The 17,359-nt window shown below is 60.2% G+C and carries 19 protein-coding genes and 2 tRNA genes; 13 read left to right on the top strand and 8 right to left on the bottom strand.

Features of this window, described 5'->3' with window-relative positions:
- Positions 1 to 20: 20 nt before the first annotated feature.
- Positions 21 to 428 (top strand): hypothetical protein, encoded by a 408-nt coding sequence (locus BI347_RS12000; protein ID WP_071115948.1) that lies wholly within the window; start codon positions 21 to 23, stop codon positions 426 to 428.
- 26 nt (positions 429 to 454) lie between these two features.
- Here BI347_RS12000 and BI347_RS11995 read toward each other — a convergent pair whose 3' ends face one another.
- Positions 455 to 685: a hypothetical protein gene (locus BI347_RS11995; protein ID WP_071115947.1), complete on the bottom strand. Its 231-nt coding sequence runs from the start codon at positions 683 to 685 to the stop codon at positions 455 to 457.
- A 135-nt stretch (positions 686 to 820) separates the two neighbouring features.
- Between BI347_RS11995 and BI347_RS11990 the strand changes: the two genes are divergently transcribed.
- The 3 genes from BI347_RS11990 (at position 821) to BI347_RS11980 (ending at position 2,908) form a co-directional block, all read left to right on the top strand.
- The gene (locus tag BI347_RS11990) at positions 821 to 1,774 is read left to right on the top strand and encodes a DUF932 domain-containing protein (RefSeq protein WP_071116405.1); all 954 of its coding nucleotides are present in this window, start codon (positions 821 to 823) and stop codon (positions 1,772 to 1,774) included.
- Positions 1,775 to 1,853: 79 nt separating this feature from the next.
- On the top strand, positions 1,854 to 2,348 hold the full coding sequence (locus tag BI347_RS22660) for a DUF3768 domain-containing protein (RefSeq protein WP_083338837.1): 495 nt from the start codon (positions 1,854 to 1,856) through the stop codon (positions 2,346 to 2,348).
- Entirely contained in the window at positions 2,348 to 2,908 is a 561-nt protein-coding gene (locus tag BI347_RS11980; protein WP_071115946.1) for a DUF5983 family protein, read from the top strand. The genes BI347_RS22660 and BI347_RS11980 overlap by 1 nt, the downstream gene beginning before the upstream one ends.
- Positions 2,909 to 2,916: 8 nt before the next feature.
- On the opposite strand, the gene BI347_RS11975 is transcribed toward BI347_RS11980, so the two are convergent.
- The gene (locus BI347_RS11975) at positions 2,917 to 3,264 is read right to left on the bottom strand and encodes a helix-turn-helix domain-containing protein (RefSeq protein WP_071115945.1); all 348 of its coding nucleotides are present in this window, start codon (positions 3,262 to 3,264) and stop codon (positions 2,917 to 2,919) included.
- Between the two features lie 165 nt (positions 3,265 to 3,429).
- Here BI347_RS11975 and BI347_RS11965 point away from each other — a divergent pair, with 165 nt between their 5' ends.
- The 3 genes from BI347_RS11965 (at position 3,430) to BI347_RS11955 (ending at position 6,034) form a co-directional block, all read left to right on the top strand.
- Positions 3,430 to 4,443: a toxin-antitoxin system YwqK family antitoxin gene (locus tag BI347_RS11965; RefSeq protein WP_139167210.1), complete on the top strand. Its 1,014-nt coding sequence runs from the start codon at positions 3,430 to 3,432 to the stop codon at positions 4,441 to 4,443.
- 55 nt (positions 4,444 to 4,498) lie between these two features.
- Positions 4,499 to 5,011, top strand: coding sequence for a hypothetical protein (locus BI347_RS11960; protein ID WP_071115942.1), 513 nt, complete (start codon positions 4,499 to 4,501; stop codon positions 5,009 to 5,011).
- Between the two features lie 141 nt (positions 5,012 to 5,152).
- On the top strand, positions 5,153 to 6,034 hold the full coding sequence (locus BI347_RS11955; RefSeq protein ID WP_071115941.1) for a GTPase family protein: 882 nt from the start codon (positions 5,153 to 5,155) through the stop codon (positions 6,032 to 6,034).
- A 180-nt stretch (positions 6,035 to 6,214) separates the two neighbouring features.
- On the opposite strand, the gene BI347_RS11950 is transcribed toward BI347_RS11955, so the two are convergent.
- From BI347_RS11950 to BI347_RS11930, 5 genes are all read right to left on the bottom strand, one after another.
- Positions 6,215 to 6,291 (bottom strand) — tRNA-Met (locus tag BI347_RS11950).
- 451 nt (positions 6,292 to 6,742) lie between these two features.
- Entirely contained in the window at positions 6,743 to 7,381 is a 639-nt protein-coding gene (locus tag BI347_RS11945; RefSeq protein WP_071116403.1) for a VC0807 family protein, read from the bottom strand.
- Positions 7,382 to 7,600: 219 nt separating this feature from the next.
- A complete protein-coding gene (locus tag BI347_RS11940; RefSeq protein WP_071112773.1) occupies positions 7,601 to 7,786 on the bottom strand; it encodes a hypothetical protein in 186 nt (61 codons plus the stop codon).
- Positions 7,787 to 8,084: 298 nt separating this feature from the next.
- Positions 8,085 to 10,151 (bottom strand): methionine--tRNA ligase, encoded by a 2,067-nt coding sequence (gene metG / locus BI347_RS11935; RefSeq protein ID WP_420837167.1) that lies wholly within the window; start codon positions 10,149 to 10,151, stop codon positions 8,085 to 8,087.
- Positions 10,152 to 10,298: 147 nt separating this feature from the next.
- Positions 10,299 to 11,561 (bottom strand): MFS transporter, encoded by a 1,263-nt coding sequence (locus BI347_RS11930; RefSeq protein WP_071115939.1) that lies wholly within the window; start codon positions 11,559 to 11,561, stop codon positions 10,299 to 10,301.
- A gap of 275 nt (positions 11,562 to 11,836) precedes the next feature.
- Here BI347_RS11930 and apbC point away from each other — a divergent pair, with 275 nt between their 5' ends.
- From apbC to BI347_RS11900, 6 genes are all read left to right on the top strand, one after another.
- A complete protein-coding gene (gene apbC / locus BI347_RS11925) occupies positions 11,837 to 12,988 on the top strand; it encodes an iron-sulfur cluster carrier protein ApbC (RefSeq protein ID WP_083338835.1) in 1,152 nt (383 codons plus the stop codon).
- Positions 12,989 to 12,996: 8 nt separating this feature from the next.
- Positions 12,997 to 13,773: a glutamate racemase gene (gene murI, locus BI347_RS11920; RefSeq protein WP_071115938.1), complete on the top strand. Its 777-nt coding sequence runs from the start codon at positions 12,997 to 12,999 to the stop codon at positions 13,771 to 13,773.
- 59 nt (positions 13,774 to 13,832) lie between these two features.
- Positions 13,833 to 14,276, top strand: coding sequence for a ribonuclease domain-containing protein (locus BI347_RS11915; protein WP_071112769.1), 444 nt, complete (start codon positions 13,833 to 13,835; stop codon positions 14,274 to 14,276).
- Positions 14,267 to 14,545, top strand: a complete 279-nt coding sequence (locus tag BI347_RS11910; RefSeq protein ID WP_071112768.1) for a barstar family protein — start codon at positions 14,267 to 14,269, stop codon at positions 14,543 to 14,545. The genes BI347_RS11915 and BI347_RS11910 overlap by 10 nt, the downstream gene beginning before the upstream one ends.
- A gap of 406 nt (positions 14,546 to 14,951) precedes the next feature.
- A complete protein-coding gene (locus tag BI347_RS11905; protein ID WP_071112767.1) occupies positions 14,952 to 16,196 on the top strand; it encodes a dicarboxylate/amino acid:cation symporter in 1,245 nt (414 codons plus the stop codon).
- Positions 16,197 to 16,320: 124 nt separating this feature from the next.
- Positions 16,321 to 16,410 (top strand) — tRNA-Ser (locus BI347_RS11900).
- An 87-nt stretch (positions 16,411 to 16,497) separates the two neighbouring features.
- Here BI347_RS11900 and BI347_RS11895 read toward each other — a convergent pair.
- Positions 16,498 to 17,298 carry a 4'-phosphopantetheinyl transferase family protein gene (locus tag BI347_RS11895; RefSeq protein WP_071115937.1) on the bottom strand — a complete coding sequence of 267 codons (801 nt, stop codon included), beginning with the start codon at positions 17,296 to 17,298 and terminating at the stop codon, positions 16,498 to 16,500.
- Positions 17,299 to 17,359: the final 61 nt, after the last annotated feature.

The raw sequence follows: 17,359 nt of genomic DNA, 5'->3' as shown, positions 1-17,359 counted from the left end.
AATAAAACAAGGTGCGGATCATGAACTCACAGGAGCTGAATTTAACAAGCGAACTGGCACGGCTTTTGTACTATACGGCTCACATTGCGACCACCATCCGACAGCATAGCAAGCAAGCGACTGGCCGCACTCACCGCTTACGAAACAGTAAAGATATTTGGCAGCTCGCGGATACACTGCACAACTTTGACCTGCTGGGCCATGCCATCCTGGCTAACAATCCTCAAACTATGTTGCGGGTTTGCGATCTATTGCTAAAGGACTACCAACGCTACATTGAGCGCTATGCAGTGCCGCTTGCCAATGTAGAAATTTCCGGAAATATAAAAGCGGGAAACTATATGGTGGATTTGCAGGAAGGCATGGAAATTATTACGGAAATACAAACCAGGGTTAGACCACTCACCAAGATGGCGAGCGCGCATTAAGGTGGCTGACCTTATACCCATTTGAATCACATTTTGATTTCTACCCTTGCCCCATTGCTGCACATGGGGCTTTTTTCCTCTCTGCTCATCTGCTCAAAAAGCTGTTCTAGCAGTTCCTCCACCTCCGACGAGATAGTTACGCCATAGCTGCAAACCGAGGCCAGGTGCTTTCTCCTCTCTGCCCTTTTCACTTCAGTATTTTTCCCTTTTAAAATCCGCGCTACTCGGCTGATGGCCTTCTCAAATATGGCTTTCATGCTGCGCTCCTAATCGAATCTAGATTTTTTCAACTACATATCATCGACTTGAGCTGGGCTTGATTTTTCCCAAACGTTCTCATCCTCCCCCTTCATCCATTTGAAATGATGAAGCCTCCCCTCATGGAGTTCGATATGTCGCATTTAGTGGAAACCATGGCCTATGTCGGCCAAACCCCTTGGCATGGCTTGGGCAACAGCCTGCCGACTGGGCAGCCTGTCGAGGTCTGGCAGCGCGAGGCGGGACTGGATTGGTCGATTCAGGAAGCGGAGGTGCTGTTCAATACCGCTGCCGATGCCATCCATATCCGCTCTCACAGCGACGCCAAGGTGCTGTATCGCTCGGATACGCTGGCGCCGCTGTCGGTCGTCTCCAGCCGCTATCAAGTGGTGCAGCCGCAGGAGGTGCTGCATTTCTATAACGATCTGGTTCATGCCGGCGGCTTTGAACTGGAAACAGCTGGCGTGCTCAAGGGCGGCCGCAAGTTGTGGGCGCTGGCGCGTACTGGACAGGGTACGCAGGTCAAAGGCCAGGATCAGGTCAACGCTTACTTGCTGCTGGCCACCAGCTGCGATGGCACGCTTTGCACCACCGCGCAGTTCACCTCGGTGCGCGTGGTCTGCAACAACACGCTGCAGTTCGTCGTCGGCCGCGAGGGCGGCGGCGTCAAAGTGCCACATTCCACCCGCTTTGATCCGAAGTTGGTCAAGGAGTCGCTGGGCATCGGTTTGTCGGCTTGGGACCGTTTCATGGTCGATATCAAGCAATTGGCCAACCGTCCGATCTCGCCCGATGAGGCCAAACAGTATTTCAGCGATGTGCTGCGCGAACCGGTGATGGCGTCGCCGGATGACCCGGTTTCACGCGCCATGCAGCAAGTGACGTCCCTCTATGCCGGGGAAGGACGCGGCGCCCTGCTGCCCGGTAGCCATCGCACCGCCTGGGGGCTGCTGAATGCGGTGACGGAATACGTGGATCACCGCCGCCGCTCCCGCAGCCAAGATCACCGGCTGGATTCCGCCTGGTTCGGCCAAGGCGCGCAGCTGAAGGAGAACGCCCTCAAACACGCCTTACTGCTGCTGAACTGACCCATTCCTTTCCCTCGCTCCCCTGCTCTGGCTTGACCAGACAGGGGATTTTTTATGCCCGTCACTCGGAGACCTCTCCATGCACCACCGTATCGAAACGCTGGACGGCCGCGTTTGCCCCGCTCAAGACGCCACAGGCATCCGCCAATGGATAGCCGATCTGCTATCTGGACAGCACCAAACAGATCCAGCCGCGCTGCGGTTGAGCATCAACAAGCTGCCGCAAACTGGCGCCTGGCTGCTGAATCAACTGCGCACCGCCGAACTCAATGATCAGCTGCGTGCGGGATTGCCATTCTCCACGCACGACTTGGGCCAAGTGTGCTGCACGCAAGGGTTTGCCGCGCTGGCCGAGCCTGAGCGCTTCCTCGCCGCGATCCGGACATCCCGCGTGTTCCACGCCGGTAACGATCCTTATCTGGAGCACGACTTTGGCCAGGTGGAGATCGATGGCGACACCGTGTTCTGGAAAATCGACTACTACGCGCTGGATAGCGAATTCGGCAGCGAAGCCCCTTGGGATGCCCAGCAAACGCGCCGGGTGCTGACCCTCATGCTGGCGGAGGAATATTGATGCCGATGCCCCATCAACCCAATGACGCACACTGGGTCATGACCCTTCCCGTGCTCTCCACCTCTCACATTCGCCAACAAACCAACGCCTGGTTGCAAATCAATGTCGGCGGCTGGGTCGAGCTGGAATACGCCGAGTACAGCCACGGCTTCTTCATCGCCCTGGGTGAAACCGATAGCGATCCTGCCGAACAGTTTCCAGATCATCCCGATCTGCAGCGCATTGCCAGCTGGGTTAAGGCGAACTATCCGGCCGCGACCTGGGTGCGACTGGACGCGGATGGCGATGAGATCGATGCCTTGCCCAGCTACGACTGGGAAGAGGGAGATACGGGTAGCCAAGCACCCAACGACAGCGCTGCGCCGTCTACGCCGCAGGCGATTCTGGTCGTCATTTCAGGTGGGGAAGTCGAAGGCGTGTATGCCTCGCAGGCGGATTGCGAGGTAAAGGTCGTGGATTTAGACGATGCCGACGATGATGCCGAGTATTTCCCGATGAGCGGCTTCGCCGATCAAACCGCGTTTGCCACCTATCGCGATCAGCTTCATTGCGCGCGCTAGCGCTGGCATCAAGGCTGCGCCAGGCGGTCGCTCAGTTGTTCCACCATGTCCACCACCAACTGGCGATCTGCCTGTTTCAAGCGAGCCAGCAGTTGTTCCAGGTAGCGCGCCTGATCGCCTGGATTGACGCTGGTTTCCGACAGCAGATCATTCACGCTGCAGCCCAATACCTCAGCCAGCTCCAATAGCCGGACCAAGGTTGGCTTGATGCGCCCGCGCTCCAGACGCGATATCGCCTCCAGGCCGACGCCCAGCTTCTCCGCCAGGTCTTCCTGGTTCATCCCCAGCGCCTTGCGATGGCGGGCCACGGCCTGCCCGACCCGCTGGTTCAACTGTTCCACATCAAGGTTTGACATTACACGCTCCATTTCAACCTTAATGGTCGTGAACCAACCCATTGACATGAAGTGCCCAAAGAGTTGAAATTCAACCTTTTAAGTAGAATTTCAATGTAAAGGGGCGATATAGCTCGTCATCCCGAATCGCCCGCCCCTCTCCTCTATCGAATAAGGAAAACTGTGATGAAACCCCTCCCGCGCATCCGCCTGCTCAGTTGCGCGATGGCTGTCGCGCTAGCCGGCTGCTCCGGGCATGTTCTGGAGTTCCGCAATGCGGAAGTCGTCAACGGCAAGATCTATAAAAACGGCGCCAACGAGCCCTTCAGCGGCAAGGTAAGCAATGTTCCCCTCGCCCAGATTTGGGCAAGGCTCCAAGGACGGAGCGACTTGCTCGCCACTGCAAATAATATCCTCGGCACCGCCATAGACCTCACTCCCCTCTGCGATGCCCATATCGAAGATGGCCTGCTGAATGGCAAAACAGATTGCAAGCAGCCCAACTCCAGCCATCTCGTCATGCAGTTGAATTTCAGCCAAGGCTTGTTGGATGGAGAGGTCAAGACCTTCACGCCTGACAACAGTGATCAGCCGGTGATCAACGCCACCTTTGCCAAAGGCGCAATCGACGGGAAGCTGGAAGTCTTCAGTCCGCAAACGCATAAGCTGATTTACCGCGTGAACAGAGAGCACGGCATTTTGGTTGGCACAGAAGAGAACTTTGACGCCAACACCGGCAATCTCACAGGGCGCGCTCAATTTGAGAATGGAAAATACCAGGGAGAAATCATCCGCTACGCCCCCGATGGCAAGCGTGTCATTTACCGTGCCATGTCGGTGAATGGCCTCAAAGATGGCATTGAAGAGTCATTCTCTGCAGAAACCGGCAAACCCACCCTGCACGCCGAATGGGCAAACGGCGCGCTGAACGGCACGTATCAGACCTGGAAAGACAATGGTGCCTTGGACATCGATGCCACCTACCAAAACGGCAGTGAAGTGAACTACAGCACTGCCGATGACCGGGAGCGCGCGAAACAGACCGCCCAGCCATCCGACGCCCTCAGCGCCTGCCAGGAAGCCTGGGTCGCCGCATTCCGCAAAGCATCCCCTGATGGCGACTTCGCCTTGATCAACCACGATCAGCTAGCGGAGTGGGAGCAGCAATGCAAACAAGGCAAATCCCCTGCCAATACCTGAGCCCTTTTACTAACAGCACGATCCGAGAATCGTGCGCTTATCCGTGGAGAACACAATGCGTAAATTGACCCTACTCACCCTGATCAGCTTGCTGAGCTGCGGTTCCGCCTTCGCGGCTGGAGGCAAGAACTCCGCCGAGTATCGCGAAGCCTACCAATGCGCCTTAAACGGTTTAAAAGAAGGCAGCGCGGGCGGCCCCGCGTTCTGCGTGGGCAATTCCCGAGATCCATCCAAGCTGGAAGAAAAAGCCTACGCCGATGCCGAGCACGACTTTAAGCGGATGAAGAATGGCGGCACGACTGCGTCGCAAGGTGGTTGCGCCTTCCACCACGCCACCTGGATTGCCAATGGCACCCATGCCGATGGATTCGAGGAAGGCTTGCAGCAGATCACGAACCTGAAGGCCGCCGCCAACTTGGTTTTCATGCGCGATATGAAGTTTTACGACAGCCGCAATATGGAAATCCCCTGGAGCGTGGCGCAGAAATGGTTTTACAAGAAGGGGGATCGCGGCGCGATCTCGCCATTCGCGAAGAAGGCCTGCAATAAAACTCAGCTGACCGGCTGAAGCCTATCTAGCGGCCTGGTTGGCATCGGCCCTGACGGTCTGTCCAAGCAGCGCAGCCAATCTTATTGATCCCCCTTTGACGGCATAACGCCCATCCTCAGCGTACCGAGGATGGGCGTGCTATTTCTTGGAGAAAGCATCATGACACCACCTGCCTCACGGCAAGAACTCGCGCAATGGCTGCAACAGCCCTTCCAGTCCCATGCCGGCGCATTCAGCGACGAACAGCTGAACAAACTGCGCGAGCGCATCGAAGAGCTGGTGAATTACGAAGCCGCAGTTGGCTTGATGGGCAAAAGCGGCGCCGGCAAGTCCAGCCTGTGCAATGCCCTGTTCGGGCAAGAAGTCGCCGAAGTCGATGACGTCGCGCCTTGCACCGTCGGCGCTTCCGAATACACTCTGGCCTACCAGAACGGCAAAGGCATCTCGCTGATTGATCTACCCGGCGTCGGCGAACGCCAGGATAAGGAAGCCGCTTACGCCAAGCAGTATCAAGAGATGCTGCCCGAGCTGGATCTGGTGCTGTGGCTGATCAAAGCAGATGATCGCGCGCTGAGCGTAGACGAGCAGTGCTATCAGCGCCTGATCCTGCCCTATCTGATCGAGCACGATATTCCGCTACTGTTCGTGGTGAATCAGGTAGATAAGATCGAGCCCTGCCGGGAATGGGATTTCAGCCGCAGCATGCCCGGCCCGCAGCAGCTAACCAACATCAGCCGCAAGCAGTTCCAGGTCAGCCAGCTGTTCAACGTGCCATTGACCCAGATCTTCATCACTTCCGCCGTGGAAGGCTACGGCCTACAGATCCTGATCGAGCAAATCATCCATAGGCTGCCCAAAGAAAAAAAGTGGAGCGTCACGCGAGAGACCCGCGCCGAGTACGTGACGCCTTCCATGCAGCGGGAATCCATAGGTGGGCTGTGGGATACGATCAAAGAAGCCGCCAAGACGATCTTGCGCGAGACCTGGACCACGATCTCATATCGCGTGGAAAGCTGGTTCAGCAAACTGTTTGGCTGGTAGTAGAGAACAACAGGTAGCTTGATGAAGGGGATGCTTGGCATCGCATCCTGCAGGAACCGCCTGCTGACCGCGTAGATTCACAGCGACCGAGACGGATCGAATCCGCTTACACAGCGGTTACACGGTCCGGAAAAGCAAAAAGGCCAACTTCGAAAAGTTGGCCTAAGTGCTTGCTTTATTTGGTTGCGGGGGCAGGATTCGAACCTACGACCTTCGGGTTATGAGCCCGACGAGCTACCAGACTGCTCCACCCCGCGTCTGAATTCTGTGTCTGCGCTGTGTTTCGTGCAGAGGAGCGAACTATATCCCTCAAGAGGGCTGACGTCAAGCTTTCAGCTGAAACTATTTTCAAATCCAGCGCAAGCCACTGTTCATACTCTTTAACAGATGCCGGCGGCAAAAACATAAGCCATCAACAAAAGACCGCTACATTAACAACGTGGTCGGCACCGAAGCGAAAGCAGCGGTGTCACGCAACCGGAATGTGGTCTGCCAACCGCTTCCGGACGCGGAACCGGCCTTGTGCATTTTGACGGGTGTTGCTGCCTGTAGGCGACTGCCAGCGCAGACAGATTACGGCAATACCTGTTCTCCTAAGTGTTCATCACGGAACTTCGGGCCGCCTTGTGCGGCCCATTTTTTTGCATTGCGCTCAGGAGAATCCAGATTGTACCCGGATTCAATATTCAATGCCAATCCAACACCACTTCAAGCCCCCGCCCCGGCCACCTCTTGCCCAGGCGATAGCTCCCTAGCCAACCGCCGCCTCAACAACCAGGTGGCGCCGCATAGCAGGCCCATCGCGCCATAACTGATCCAGGGCAGCAGCAACAAGGAGCGCTCCACCGGCCAGTGCCAGGCCAGATAGCAACGCAACAGCATCTCCAGCACCAGGCCACAACCCCACACCGCGGTCATATTCCGCATACCGCGCCGGAAAGGCGATTGCGACCACAGCTGCTCGCAATGTCCACCCCCATCTTCCCGCTGCCGCTCAAGCGCCGTCCGGGCCAGATAGAACACCAACGGTCTGGGCAGCAGCATGGACAACAGGAAGGCTACGCCGAACAACCCGGACAGCAGCGATTCGCGCAACAGTAGCACCCGCTCCCCTCCGCCCAACACCATCGCCAGCAGCGACAAAACAATACCCAGCAAGACCATCATGCTCATGACATCGACGCGCCGACGATGCCACAGCTCCCAAACGCTCCATGCCATGGGAGGCACGGAAGACAACAACAAGCCCGCCATCTCTCCCCGGTGAGGCTGCGCCCATCGGTAGCACAACCAAGGCAGCAGGAAATTGATCAGCAACTCAAGCAGCAATTGGACGCGTCTGGACATGGAGAAAGCTCTGAAAAAATAGTCAACCTGCTGACTTTCCATGCCATTGTCAACAACAGCATCCAGCACGCCCCAGCCAAGCCACCGCTGCACGCGCCTCCCAGCTCGACCCGAAGGCGGATCGGACGAGCTGGCGGCAGAGGAAAAAGCGAAGCCCCGCATCGCGGGGCTTTGACTTGGCGCACGGCGCAAGCGCCGCCGTAATATTCGGGATTGGAATCAGGCCGCAGCCTGGATGAATCCATTGGCGGGATACATGGCGCTTGCCAGTCCCAGCGCCGATCGGAAAGTCACTTCAAACATCTTGCCAACCTGTCGGATGCTGACCACTTCGTAGTGGACCACGCTACCGCTGTCCTTATGCTCGAAAACTTTGTAGCCTGGCTTCAATTGCGAGATTTTCATAATTCACGTCCTTTTTATTTTTTTCACTAAAAAACATACACATATCTGATATTAGTCGTTATGCCTGAAAAAAAGTTCCGCCGCAAGCGATGCCTCTCAGTCGCCTGCCCAAACTGTAGCAAGCCAGGATGACAAGGCCGTGACGGATGCGTGGCAGGCGCCTGGCGCCTGCGCGGTAAAGTAAAACCCCAGTTACCAATATGGTAGCCGGGGTCACGATAACCAAGTCTCATTAAACTACTTGGTAATACTACTTATTTGCCATGATCCAGATCAAGACCTGACGGTACGAAATACATCAACCAATGCGCATGCCCGCTTTGACGCCGGCATCCACGTCCAGCAAGTACAGGCCTTCGCCGTCATCGGTGCCGGAAGCGCAGACTATCATGCCCTGCGATACGCCGAAACGCATCTTGCGCTCGGCCAGGTTGGCCACCACGATCACATGGCGGCCAACCAGTTTTTCCGGCTCCTGATAGGCCTTGCGAATGCCGGAGAAGATATTGCGCTTTTCAAAGCCCAGGTCGACGGTGAACTGCAGCAGCTTGTCCGAGCCTTCGACGAAGTTGCACTCCAGCACCTTGCCTACGCGCAGGTCCACCTTGGCGAAGTCGTCGATCTTGATGGTTTCGGCCAGCGGCTCGTGGGCCGCAGCCGGGGCGTCTTGGGTAGCTTGCATGTTCTCTTTGTTCGCTTCTATCAGTTTGTCTATCGATGCCGGGTCCACGCGCTGCATCAGGTGCTGGTAGGCGTTGATCTTCTTGCCCAGCAGCAAGGCCTGCGCATCGCTCCAGGCGAGCGGCGCCACGTCGAGGAAGGACTCGACGCCTTCGGCCAGCTTGGGCAGCACCGGCTTCAGGTAGATGGTCAGCAGGCGGAAAGCGTTGATCAGCACGGTGCAGACTTCCTGCAGCCGCGCGTCCCGCCCCTCGAGCTTGGCCAGCTCCCACGGCTTGTTGGCGTCGACATAGGCGTTGACCACGTCGGCCAGCGCCATGATGTCGCGCAGCGCCTTGGCGTACTCGCGCGCCTCGAACGCCGCCGCCAGCTCGTCGGCGGCCGCCTGCAGCCGGGCCAGGATCTCCATGTCGGACACGCTGCCGGCCAGCTGGCCGTCGAAGCGCTTGGCGATGAAGCCAGCGGAGCGGCTGGCGATGTTGACGAACTTGCCCACCAGGTCGGAGTTCACCCGCGCCACGAAGTCGTTCAGGTTGAGGTCGATGTCCTCGATGCGGCCGTTGAGCTTGGCGGCGATGTAGTAGCGCATCCACTCGGGATTCAGGCCGCAGTCCAGATAGCTCTTGGCCTGGATGAAGGTGCCGCGCGACTTGGACATCTTCTGGCCGTCCACGGTCAGGAAGCCGTGGGCGAACACGCCGGTCGGCGCGCGCAGGCCGGAATAGTTCAGCATCGCCGGCCAGAACAGCGCGTGGAAATACAGGATATCCTTGCCGATGAAGTGGTACATCTCGGTGTGGGAATCCTTGCCGAACCACTCGTCGAAGTTCAGGCCAGTGCGGTCGCACAGGTTCTTGAAGCTGGCCATATAGCCGATCGGCGCGTCCAGCCACACATAGAAATACTTGCCCGGCGCGTCGGGAATCTCGAAGCCGAAGTAAGGTGCGTCGCGGCTGATGTCCCAGTCCTGCAGGCCGCCCTCGATCCACTCGTTCATCTTGTTCAGCGATTCCGGCTGCAGATGCGGCTGGATCGCGCCATCGGCGCGTGCGCTGCTGCCGCTGGTCCACTGCTTCAGGAAATCGGCGCACTCGCCCAGACGGAAGAAGTAGTGCTCGGAGGTTTTCAGCACCGGCTTGGCGCCGGACACCGCCGAGTACGGGTTCTTGAGCTCGGTCGGGTTGTAGGTGGCGCCGCAGACTTCGCAGTTGTCGCCGTACTGATCCTTGGCGGAACACTTCGGGCACTCGCCCTTGACGAAGCGGTCCGGCAGGAACATCTGCTTTTCCGGATCGTAAAGCTGCTCGATGGTGCGCACGGCGATCTTGTCGTCGGCGCGCAGCGCCTTGTACACCTGGCTCGCCAGTTCCTTGTTTTCCGGACTGTTGGTGCTGTAGTAATTGTCGTGCCCAATCAGGAAGCCCTGCGAATCGGCGACATGCAGCGTGCGCACCTCGTCCACCAGCTGTTCCGGCGAAATGCCGCGCTTTTCGGCAGCCAGCATGATCGGAGCGCCATGGGTGTCGTCGGCGCAGACGTAATAGCACTCATGGCCGCGCATCTTCTGGAAGCGCACCCAGATGTCGGTCTGGATCTGTTCCAGCATATGGCCGAGGTGAATCGCGCCATTGGCGTAAGGCAGTGCGCTGGTCACCAGAATCTTGCGTTTGGTCATTCGGATCATTCCCTGGATTGGCAATCTCAAGCGATCGATTATAGAGACAGAACGGGCGAGCGGTCATCAGGCTTGCGCGCCCAAATATAGCCCCGCACAAAAGCGCAAGCCCGGAGCATGGGGCTTCCGGGCTTGCGACAGCGGATTCCGCGAAACTCAGGCGCCCTGGCTGGCGAGCTTGCCTTCTTCAACCGCCGGCGCCGCCCGCTCGGCCATGGCGATGCCGACCATCCGGCGCGCCACTACCACGTAGGCCAGCGAGAAGCTCAGCGCCACCACGGCGTAGCCGGCCAGACCGGCCGCCTGGTAGACCTGGCGGAACAGCTCGATGCCCAGCGCGTAGCCCGCCATCGACAGCATGCTCATGCTGGCGGAAATCGTGCCGCGGCCGGCCGCGTCGCTGGACATCAGCGCGAAGCGGTACAGCACGCCGAAGGCCAGGCCCTCGCCGAAGGCCATCAGAGTCATGCCGGCCGCCATCCAGTACTGCGGCGTGGCGGACAACATGATGCCGACCGCCATCAGCAGCAAGCCGCCGACGATCGGCCACATGCCCACCAGCGCCGAGCGGCCCAGCGGCCAGCGGTCGGCCACCACCGCCAGCGCCAGGTTGCCGGCGATCAGGCCGCCGAACACCGGGATCTGCATCAGGCCATATTCCACGGCGCTCATGTGCAGATCGCGCACCAAAAGCACCGGCGACAGCGCGATCCAGCCCATCAGCGGCAGCGCCAACAGCGGAATGCACAGCGCCGACAGCACGAAGCGGCTCTGGCCGAACACCTTCAGGTAATCGCGGCCCATATTGGACAAGGGCAGCCTCTCATGGCTGGGCGCCACGGTTTCCGGCATCTTCCACATCAGGCCCAGCAAGGACAGCAGCGACAGGCCGGCGATGAACAGGAAGCCGCTGCGCCACGGCGCCAGCTCTAGCAGCGCGGCGCCGGCCAGCGGGCCGACCAGCGGCGCGATCAGCGCCACATTAGCCATCAGCGCGGTGACGCGCACCGCCGCGCTCTCTTCAAACGACTCCTGCAGCGATGCGTAGCCGACGGCGTTGATGAAGCACAGACCGATGCCCTGCAGCACGCGCAGTGCGATAAAGGCTTCTATCGAGCTGACCAGATAAGTGGCCAGGCAGGTAATGGCGAAATAGCCGACGCCGAACAGCAGCACCGGGCGACGGCCGATGCGGTCGGACAGCGGGCCGGTCAGCCAGGCCAGCAGCGCGCCGCCGGCCAAAAAGGCGGTCATCGAAGCCGGCGCCCAGGCGGCGTCGACCATGAATTCGCGGGTGACGGACAGCATGGCCGGCTGAACCATGTCGTTGCAGATGTAGACGGCGAACTCGAACAGCACCAGGGCCAGCGGGAACAGCAGGTTGGACCAGGTGAGAGTGGCGTGTTTGGAGGACTGCATAAAGCGGGAGATGCCTTTCTTCAGCTTAAAGAACAGGGCCCGCGGCCTGACGGGGCCGAGCCTTTGGCGCTGCGGCAGCGCCGCAACTCGAGAAAAGCCGACAATTCTACTCTTTTCAATGACTTTCATCAAAAAAACTTGCCCCGCGCCGCGCATCCGGCCGCCCCTCCCCTGCCCTTTGCCTGCGTACAGGAGTAAGATGGCAGCCAGCGGGCGCGGTGCGCCTCACGACAAATCCGACTAAAATACTCGGAAATCCTCAGCCGGAACGCAGCATGTTCTCCAAACTCACCCGTATGTTCGGCGCATCAGCCGACCAAGCCACGCAAAACGAAACCATGGCACAGCTCGAAACCCAGATCCTCGATACCCTCAAGCCGCTGATCGACGCCAATACCGGCAAGGGATACCTGGCGGCCAAGAACGTCAAGAACCTCCAGATCGGCGACAAGGCCATCAGCCTGGAGGTGGTGCTGGCCTACCCGGCCAACAGCCAGTTCGACGCGGTGCGCCAGCAGTTTGAAACCGCGCTGGCGCCGATCGCGGAAGGCCGCGCGGTAGAAGTGCGGGTGAGCAGCCAGATCGTCAGCCACTCCGCCCAGCGCGGCGTGCCGCTGCTGCAGGGCGTGAAGAACATCATCGCCGTCGCCTCCGGCAAAGGCGGCGTCGGCAAGTCCACCACCGCCGCCAATTTGGCGCTGGCGCTGGCGGCCGAAGGCGCGCGCGTCGGCTTGCTGGACGCCGACATCTACGGTCCGTCGCAACCATTGATGATGGGCCTGCAGGGCCAGCGCCCCGAGTCCGTCGACGGCAAACTGCGGCCGCTGGTCGGACACGGCATCCAGACCATGTCTATCGGCTACCTGGTGGACCCGGACCAGGCGATGGTATGGCGCGGCCCGATGGTGAGCCAGGCGCTGCAGCAATTGCTGAACGACACCCGCTGGGACGATCTGGACTACCTGGTGATAGACATGCCGCCGGGCACCGGCGACATCCAGCTGACGCTGTCGCAGAAAGTGCCGGTCACCGGCGCGCTGATCGTCACCACCCCGCAGGACATCGCGCTGCTGGACGCGCGCAAGGGCGTCACCATGTTCCAGAAGGTGAACGTGCCCATCCTGGGCCTGGTGGAGAACATGGCCATCCACATCTGCAGCCATTGCGGCCACGCCGAGCACATCTTCGGCGAAGGCGGCGCGGCCAGGATGGCCGCCGACTTCGGAGTCGAGCTGCTGGGTTCTCTGCCGCTAGAGCTGGCCATCCGCCTGGCGGTGGATGCCGGCAAGCCCAGCGTGGCGGCCGATCCGGCAGGCAAGCCGGCCGAGCTGTACCGCGCCATCGCCCGCCGCGTGGCGGTGAAGGTGGGCGAGAAAGCTCAGGACTTCTCCGGCAAATTTCCCAAGATCGTCATCCAGAACAACTGAGCGGCAACATGATTGCGATGTACGATTCCGGGCTTGGCGGCCTGTCGGTGTGGCGCGCGGTGCGCGCCGCGCTGCCCGCCTGGCCCATCACCTATCTGGCCGACCAGGCCTACTGCCCATACGGCCAGCGCAGCAGGGACGAAATCATAGCCCGGGCGCTCAAGGTGGGGCACTACCTGGCCAGCCAGGGCGCCACCCTGCTGGTAGTGGCCTGCAACACCGCCACCACTGCCGCCATCACCGCAATGCGCGAGGAGTTTTCGCTGCCGATCGTCGGCATCGAACCCGCGATCAAACCCGCGGCGGCGATGAGCCGCACCGGCCGCATCGCGGTGCTGGCCACCGAATACACGCTGGCCAGCGATCGGGTCAAAACGCTGCTGGACGCGCACGCCGGCGACGTGGATGTGTTGCGCCGCGCCGGCCACGGCTGGGTGGAGCAGGTGGAGGCGGGAGAATTGTCCGGCGAGCGCACCCGCACGCTGGTGCGCCGGGTAGTGGAACCGCTGCTGACCGAAAACATCGACCACATCGCGCTCGGCTGCACCCACTATCCGTTTCTAGCGCCGCTGATCCGCGAAGTCACCGGCGACGCGATCCAGCTGTACGACCCGGCCGAGGCCATCGCCCGCCGCGTCTGCGACCTGCTGCGACAGCATGGCCGTGACAGCCAGGGCGACAGCCACTACCGCTTCATCAGCACCGCCGACGGCAACGACATGAGGCTGCGCCTGCCGCGGCTGATAGGCCACAGCTACCCGGTAGAGTCGGTGCCTCTGGACTAACCCCCTTACCGAGGTCCCGCCCAAGCAGGCGTGGCCTCACCTTAGCAACCGGACCCGTAATGAAAACAAGACTGCTGTTATTGCTGCTGAGCGCGCTCAGCCTGCCGGCGTTCGCCGCCACCTCCTGTCGCGACGCCGCAGCCCAGGCCAACCGGCAGGTTGGCGGAAAACTGGACGCGGCCGAATTGGCCGACGCCCTGCAAAGCCTGAACCACGACGGCAGGCTGCCGGAAAAATTCGTCACCAAGCGCGCGGCCCAGGCCGCCGGCTGGCATCCGGGCCGCAGCCTGTGGAGCGTGCCGGCGCTGCGTGGCAAATCCATGGGCGGCGACCGTTTCGGCAACTACGAGAAGCAACTGCCCCAAGGCCAGTGGCAGGAGGCCGATCTGAACTACAAAGGCGGCAAGCGCGGCGCCAACCGGCTGGTATTCAGCCGCCAGGGACAGCGCTACGTCAGCGTCGACCACTACAACCGCTTCGTCGAGGTGGCGACATGCCGGTAACCGTGTGCGAACTACGCCATATCCTCAGCCTGCAACAGCTGTTCAATGAAATGAGCCGCCAACTGCGGCTGCCGCCCCATTTCGGCCGCAATCTGGATGCGTTGTATGACTGCCTGGCCAACGAAGTGCCAGGCCCGTATCAACTGATCTGGCGCGAAACCGCCGAGACGGAAAAAGCGCTGGGGGCCGACGTCTACGCCGCCGTGCTGGACATTCTGGAAACCGTGGCCGCAGAGCGCGGCGACGTCACACTGGACATCCACCGCTAGCCACGCGTTGTCGCCCCGCTACAAAAGCAGCCACAGGCTGCTTTTTTTGCCTCATGACCATGTCGACAATGGCATGTCAATGACAATCATCAAGGCAATTTAAATTCAAAAATCATTTAAAAACAACAAACACATTCGAATATGAACCACAATTATCGAAATCCCGCCAAGACAAGCCATCGCTAACTCACTATAATCGCTAACCTTCGGCCCGCCTCACCTGTCCGACAAGAACAGGCAAAAAACCCGGCAATCCCGGCTAAAACAATAAAGTAGCTCGGCCGCTACATGGCGAAGCATGCCGGACACACGGCAAGCACGCATGACCCCCTTAAAGTCAGATGTCATGTTGCGAAAAATGCGGCGCTCGTTTTGAAACGTCTCAAACTCAGGCAGGAACAACTCAATGAAGTCGAAAAAACTCACGGCCTTGATCCTGGTCGGAATGCTGCTGGGCATCTTGGTCGGCTACTTATTCCGTCAGTACGCCGGCACCGATGCCGCCGCCATCAAGACCTTTGTCGATGGCATGTCTATCCTCACCGACATTTTTCTGCGCCTGATCAAGATGATCATCGCGCCGCTGGTGATCGCCACCCTGGTGGTCGGCATCGCCAAGATGGGCGACGCCAAGTCGGTTGGCCGCATCGGCGGCAAGACCATGGGCTGGTTCATTGGCGCCTCGCTGGCGTCGCTGACTCTGGGCCTGATTATGGTCAACATCCTGAAGCCGGGCGTGGCGCTGAACCTGCCGCTGCCCGATCTGCACGCCGACTCCGGCATCAAGGCCAGCGCCATTTCGATGAAAGACTTCGTCACCCACGCCATCCCCAAGAGCGTGATTGAGGCGATGGCCGGCAATGAAATCCTGCAGATCGTGGTGTTCTCGGTGTTCTTCGGCAGCGCGATGGCCGCGCTGGGCGAACGCGCCAAGGCGCTGATCGACGTGATGGATGTGGTGGCCCACGTGATGCTGAAAGTCACCAGCTACGTGATGAACTTCGCGCCGCTGGCGGTATTCGGCGCCATCGCCGCCACCGTCGCCAAGGAAGGCCTGTCCATCCTGGCCACCTACGGCAAGTTCATGGCCCAGTTCTACCTGTCGGTAGGCATTCTATGGGCGCTGCTGATCGCCGTCGGCGTGCTGATCGTCGGCCCGCGCCTGCTGCATCTGATGGGCATGATCAAGGAACCGCTGCTGCTGTCGTTCACCACCGCCAGCTCGGAAGCCGCTTACCCGAAAACCCTGGAACAACTGGAACGCTTCGGCGTGTCCAACAAGATCGCCAGCTTCGTGCTGCCGATGGGCTACTCGTTCAACCTCGACGGTTCGATGATGTACTGCACCTTCGCAGTGATCTTCATCGCCCAGGCTTACGGCATAGACCTGACCCTGGCGCAGGAAATCTCGATGCTGCTGATCCTGATGCTGACCTCCAAAGGCATGGCCGGCGTGCCGCGCGCGTCGCTGGTGGTGATCGCCGCCACGCTGTCGCAGTTCAACATTCCGGAAGCCGGCCTCTTGCTGCTGCTGGGCATCGACCACTTCCTGGACATGGGCCGCTCCGCCACCAATGTGGTGGGCAACTCCATCGCCACCGCCGTGGTGGCCAAATGGGAAGGCGAGCTGAAGCCCGGCAAGCACGCCTGAATCCGCCAGCCTCGCGCCAACAGAAACGCCACCCTCGCGGTGGCGTTTTTCATGCGCAGAATCCTGCAATTTGATATTGACAAGGACTGCATCTGCAACTAGAATGCGTTTCTTGTCTGGCGCCGGAGAGGTGGCAGAGTGGTCGAATGTACCTGACTCGAAATCAGGCGTACGTGCGAGCGTACCGAGGGTTCGAATCCCTCCCTCTCCGCCAGCAACGCATCAAAGCCCTTGAGAAATCAAGGGCTTTTTTGTTTTGTCTGCCGCTTGTCCAAGGCCGCGCACACGGCTTGACGCTCGCTCACCCCGCGCCCGGCCAGGCCAGGGACGAGGCTCGCTCCCGGATCGATTGGACCGCGGGCGCGAAGGGAAGCTCGACCGCGCGCGCCAGCGGCAGCGCTTCGCGCAGGATCAAACCGGGCGGCGCGGCGGCGGTGGACTCGACGCAGAGCGACGCCGCATGCGAAGCCGACGGCGCCCAATGCCAGAAATGCCAACGGCGGGCGTCAGCGTCCCCGGAACGCTGCCGCGCATAAACAATCTCGCCCGGAGAGCGCGCAGAGAAGGAAATGCAGTCCAAAGGCGCGTTCAGTCCGCAGCCCAGCGCCTTAAGATAGGCTTCCTTCAAAGTCCAGAGCATCCAGAAATGATCCGCCCTGGCACTCCCCCCCAAGGCCGACAGCTCGCGCGCTTCTTCGCTGGAGAAATTGTCCCAGGCGATATCCAGCGCCGGCGGCCGCATGACGCTTTCCACATCCACCCCCAGCTCCCTTCCCGCCGCGACCGACAGAACCACCATGCCGTCGGTATGTGACAGATTGAAGCTCAGCCCCGCGCCCGCGGCGGATCCACCCAGGCTGGGCTTGCCGTAAGGGCCGCGCTGAAAATCCAGTCGCGCGGGATCGACGCCCAACCTCTCCCCAAGCACCGTCCGCGCCAACGCGCGCGTCACCAGGTAGGCATGTCGGTCGCGCTCGAATACGAAGGCACGCCAGCGCACCCGCTCCTCGCCCGACAGCAAGGCCGCGTACGCTTCCAACAAAAAGGGATCGTGGCAACGCGCCAGAGGCGTCAGCCAGACCTGAATATCCTCAACCATCATCGGCACCCGCCCGCCTGAAAATGCGCATCGCCGAAATCGCAGTCGCCGGAATGCCGCAGAG

This window comes from Chromobacterium sphagni, assembly GCF_001855575.1.
GTDB classification, from domain to species: Bacteria; Pseudomonadota; Gammaproteobacteria; order Burkholderiales; family Chromobacteriaceae; genus Chromobacterium; species Chromobacterium sphagni.
Note: the sequence above shows the minus strand (reverse complement) of the source record. Positions and strands in the feature narration are given on the sequence as shown.

Bases quoted from the DNA above. Each gene is read 5' to 3' on its own strand.
- BI347_RS12000 (WP_071115948.1), top strand. From the start codon at position 21: ATGAACTCACAGGAGCTGAATTTAACAAGCGAACTGGCACGGCTTTTG.
- BI347_RS11995 (WP_071115947.1), bottom strand. From the start codon at position 685: ATGAAAGCCATATTTGAGAAGGCCATCAGCCGAGTAGCGCGGATTTTA.
- BI347_RS11990 (WP_071116405.1), top strand. From the start codon at position 821: ATGTCGCATTTAGTGGAAACCATGGCCTATGTCGGCCAAACCCCTTGG.
- BI347_RS22660 (WP_083338837.1), top strand. From the start codon at position 1,854: ATGCACCACCGTATCGAAACGCTGGACGGCCGCGTTTGCCCCGCTCAA.
- BI347_RS11980 (WP_071115946.1), top strand. From the start codon at position 2,348: ATGCCGATGCCCCATCAACCCAATGACGCACACTGGGTCATGACCCTT.
- BI347_RS11975 (WP_071115945.1), bottom strand. From the start codon at position 3,264: ATGTCAAACCTTGATGTGGAACAGTTGAACCAGCGGGTCGGGCAGGCC.
- BI347_RS11965 (WP_139167210.1), top strand. From the start codon at position 3,430: ATGAAACCCCTCCCGCGCATCCGCCTGCTCAGTTGCGCGATGGCTGTC.
- BI347_RS11960 (WP_071115942.1), top strand. From the start codon at position 4,499: ATGCGTAAATTGACCCTACTCACCCTGATCAGCTTGCTGAGCTGCGGT.
- BI347_RS11955 (WP_071115941.1), top strand. From the start codon at position 5,153: ATGACACCACCTGCCTCACGGCAAGAACTCGCGCAATGGCTGCAACAG.
- BI347_RS11945 (WP_071116403.1), bottom strand. From the start codon at position 7,381: ATGTCCAGACGCGTCCAATTGCTGCTTGAGTTGCTGATCAATTTCCTG.
- BI347_RS11940 (WP_071112773.1), bottom strand. From the start codon at position 7,786: ATGAAAATCTCGCAATTGAAGCCAGGCTACAAAGTTTTCGAGCATAAG.
- metG (WP_420837167.1), bottom strand. From the start codon at position 10,151: ATGATCCGAATGACCAAACGCAAGATTCTGGTGACCAGCGCACTGCCT.
- BI347_RS11930 (WP_071115939.1), bottom strand. From the start codon at position 11,561: ATGCAGTCCTCCAAACACGCCACTCTCACCTGGTCCAACCTGCTGTTC.
- apbC (WP_083338835.1), top strand. From the start codon at position 11,837: ATGTTCTCCAAACTCACCCGTATGTTCGGCGCATCAGCCGACCAAGCC.
- murI (WP_071115938.1), top strand. From the start codon at position 12,997: ATGATTGCGATGTACGATTCCGGGCTTGGCGGCCTGTCGGTGTGGCGC.
- BI347_RS11915 (WP_071112769.1), top strand. From the start codon at position 13,833: ATGAAAACAAGACTGCTGTTATTGCTGCTGAGCGCGCTCAGCCTGCCG.
- BI347_RS11910 (WP_071112768.1), top strand. From the start codon at position 14,267: ATGCCGGTAACCGTGTGCGAACTACGCCATATCCTCAGCCTGCAACAG.
- BI347_RS11905 (WP_071112767.1), top strand. From the start codon at position 14,952: ATGAAGTCGAAAAAACTCACGGCCTTGATCCTGGTCGGAATGCTGCTG.
- BI347_RS11895 (WP_071115937.1), bottom strand. From the start codon at position 17,298: ATGATGGTTGAGGATATTCAGGTCTGGCTGACGCCTCTGGCGCGTTGC.